Genomic DNA, 3,606 nt, shown 5'->3' on the forward strand with positions numbered 1-3,606 from the left:
TGGAGAATACTTTCAATGCATTTTTGAAGTACTTCTAGCTGATCACGCGTCGGGATGATTATAGTAACAAAAGGCAATGTATCGGGTAACGACCAATGTAAACGATGTGTTTGTGGGCATGTACCAGAAGCTATGGATACTTTTTCATTACGTCTTGCAAAATATTCTCTTAAAACCTGTTGCTCACAACTGTGACGCATGCTTGTATCCACTTCGTCTTTTTCAAAATGAAACACTATTTTTGGGATATGAAAGATCGCTTTTTCTCCTGCATATTCCCATAAACGCAAAACAAAATCATAATCAGCACATAAAGATGCTGATTGACTCAATCCCCCCACTGCACGAGCAGTACCCAATCTGGTTCCAAATGCTCTGCCAATATACGACATCGAATAAAGTAAATCGGGATTAAAATCGCTTTTAAAATGGGGGGTACTTCTTTTTCCATCTTCATCGATAATATCTTCATCGGTATAGATCAGTTCCGCAGCACTATTTGCTTGGATAGCAATCGCTATTTCAACCAATGCAAACGGTGAAAAAACCATCTTCTCATCTGCAAAAATAATCCACTCACCGGTTGCTAGCGATAACCCCCTATTGTATCGAACGATCCGTGATTGCTGCAAACACTCACCGATAAAGACAATACGACCATCATTCCCCTCTTGAATATCAAACGACTCTGAAAGGAGTAATAATTCCCAATTTTGATGGTGTTGTTCGATTAATGAATTGATTATACGTGATAGAGAAGCATCATTATTTTCTGGCGCAAGGATGATTGAGAATTTTAAATCGTCATAGCTTGTTTCTGAGTGAAATCGTTGGAATTCTCTTACTTGTATCCAATGACGGTAAGCATTGGTATCAATGTGAAGTATTTTTTGTTGATTGGGGATTTTCCAGATCTCTTTGTCGAGCCATTCGAGCATCCCATCCCATCCCAGACGGTTCCATCTCGCAGCTGATTTCCACAGAATCCGAAAAATACCGTTCCTTTGGCGATAATCATAGGAGATGATCCGCGCAAAACGTTTCAGCATCTCAAAGATATCTATTCCCATCTACGTCTCAGTGGACAATGAACCATGGATTCAAAAGGTTCTCTTTATTGTAAATGATCGGAGTATTGTTCTGATCTTGGTAAGTCATTTTTCCAGCTTCACGAACGATTGCATCTGCCGCTGCCGTATCCCATTCCATCGTCGGAGCCATACGAGGATAGATGTCAGCGCTTCCCTCTGCAACCATAACCAGTTTCAAAGAAGAGCCTTTCGAGAGAAAGCGAAGTTCCTGCGTCGTTTTCCGAAGTTCGTCGATAAAGGTTTCAGTTTCCAAAGAAAGGTGCGATTTGGAAGCAACAACCCTGAGCTCTTTTTCAGGTGAATGATTTTTTTCCAAAGGTAAAGGGAGAGTATTTTTAAATGCTCCTTCTCCTTGTTTCGCCCAATACATATCTCCCAGTGCAGGGGCATAGACAACACCGAGCACAGGTACTCCTTTATGAATCAACGCTATATTTACTGTAAACTCGTCATTTTTTTTGATAAATTCCTTTGTCCCATCGAGAGGATCAACCATCCAAAAATAATCCCACTCCCTGCGCACCTCATACGGTACCGCTCTCCCCTCTTCTGAGAGAATCGGAAATACAACCGGCAAAGCTGCAAGAGCTTCCGTAATTACGTCATTGGCTTTTTTATCCGCTTCGGTGAGTGGGCTTTTGTCCTCTTTGTATTCAACACTGAAATCTTTTCGGTAAATGTCCATGATCACTTCACCCGCTTTACGAGCAATCTCAACAATCTCTTTAATATTAATCTGCTCAAACATTCAGGTACCCTCTTTCTTTTAAATATCCGATGATAATCCCGACCGATTCGTCAATAGAACATTGGGTCGTTTTAATATGTATTTCAGGGTTCTGAGGAGCCTCATACGGAGACGATATCCCTGTAAATGAAGCAATCTCTCCCGCACGTGCTTTAACATAAAGCCCTTTTGGATCACGCGCTTCACATACTTCGAGGGGGGTATCAATGAAAATTTCAATAAATTCCCCCTCCTCTACCAGATCTCTCACAATCTGACGATCGGAACAAAACGGCGATATAAAAGCACTTAGAACAATCAGCCCAGCATCAACAAAAAGCTTACTTACCTCTCCGATACGGCGGATATTTTCAATCCGATCATCCTCTCCAAATCCTAAATCCTTATTAAGACCGTGCCGGACGTTATCCCCATCGAGTAGAAAGGTACGACACCCTATCTCAAATAACGCACTCTCTACCGCATTGGAAATCGTTGATTTACCGGAACCACTCAGTCCTGTAACCCACAATATACACGGCTTATGCAGACCTTTCGAAACTCGCGCACTTTTCGTGACATGCTGATCATGCCAAACAATATTACTGTTCATACACTTTACTCCTTAAAACGGAAAAACTAAAGGGATCATTATGATCGCCACTGCCGAATAAACTATCGATACCGGCACTCCTATTTTGAAAAAATCTTTGAGAGAATATCCCCCCACACTAAAGACCATTAGATTGGTCTGATATCCAAACGGACTCAAAAAACTGGCACTCGCTCCGTAAGCTACTGCCATGATAAATGGCCACGGACTCACCCCCATGCTCTCAGCAGTAGCAAGTGCGATCGGAAATACAAGCGCGGCGGCGGCATTGTTAGTCATAAACTCTGTCATAATAAGTGTTAGAAAGAATACACCGATAAACGTACCATACGCCCCATAATCGGAAAAAAAGAGGTTTAAAACAGCTGCCAGATCAGCAGCAGCACCGCTATTTTGAAGAACCACCGCAATTCCGAGCGATGAACCGATGATGATCAACAGATCAAAAGGAAACATCCGTTTTATCTCCATAACCCCGATAAATCCGAAAAAGAGATAAAGTCCCATTAGCAGTAACAATCCCTTTAACAAACTCAATATCCCCAGCGCCGATGCCGCAATAACGAGCGCGAATGCCACCATTGCGATCCATCCATGCTTAGAGGAGAGATGATTGACAGCTTCAATATCCGAAACAATGTAAAAATTCTTTTTCAGGTTGCTACGTCGGTGAAAATCATTCCCTACTGCCAAAACGAGACTGTCCCCCGCATGAAGTATCTGATGAGCCATTTTTCCCGATAGTTTCTCATCTCCGCGTCTCAGGGCAACAACTGCCGCATCGAATTTTGCCCGGAAATCAGCCTCTTTGATCGTTTGCCCCAAAAGGGTCGAATCGTGCGATATGATCGCTTCTACCAGATTGCTTTCGGTAAGATTGGCTTTATCCTTATAAAGTTCCAGACCTGAAAAACGGCGCAACGTATCGACATGGACAACATCACCTGCAAACACCAATACATCTCCAGCTTCGATGAGCGTATCAGGAGATACCGGTGATATCAAGCGATCAGAGCGGATAATCTCTGCCAAAAAGAGGTGTTCGAGATTACGCAGACCGTTTTCGTAAATCGTTTTTCCCTGCATTGGAGAATTTTCACTGACTCTTGCTTCTAAAAAATACTCGGCACGCGATTCATTCTCATTTGCTACATCAGGGAGAACCATAGGTGCTA

4 protein-coding genes are annotated in these 3,606 nt (G+C 42.6%); all 4 read right to left on the reverse strand.

All coding sequences use genetic code 11. The features are described 5' to 3' along the window. Positions 1-1,070, reverse strand: a 1,070-nt coding sequence (locus PHR02_RS13350) for a hypothetical protein (protein WP_299992772.1), incomplete at its 3' end; no start/stop codon positions are given. A gap of 7 nt (positions 1,071-1,077) precedes the next feature. Beyond that, positions 1,078-1,839, reverse strand: a complete 762-nt coding sequence (gene cysQ / locus PHR02_RS13355; RefSeq protein ID WP_299992773.1) for a 3'(2'),5'-bisphosphate nucleotidase CysQ — start codon at positions 1,837-1,839, stop codon at positions 1,078-1,080. Continuing rightward, positions 1,832-2,431, reverse strand: coding sequence for an adenylyl-sulfate kinase (gene cysC / locus PHR02_RS13360; protein WP_299992775.1), 600 nt, complete (start codon positions 2,429-2,431; stop codon positions 1,832-1,834). Before cysC ends, cysQ begins: the two co-directional genes overlap by 8 nt. Before the next feature lie 12 nt (positions 2,432-2,443). Further along, a partial coding sequence (locus tag PHR02_RS13365) for an SLC13 family permease (protein ID WP_299992777.1) occupies positions 2,444-3,606 on the reverse strand: 1,163 nt, incomplete at its 5' end.

Source organism: Sulfuricurvum sp. (assembly GCF_028688295.1).
Classification (GTDB): domain Bacteria; phylum Campylobacterota; class Campylobacteria; order Campylobacterales; family Sulfurimonadaceae; genus Sulfuricurvum.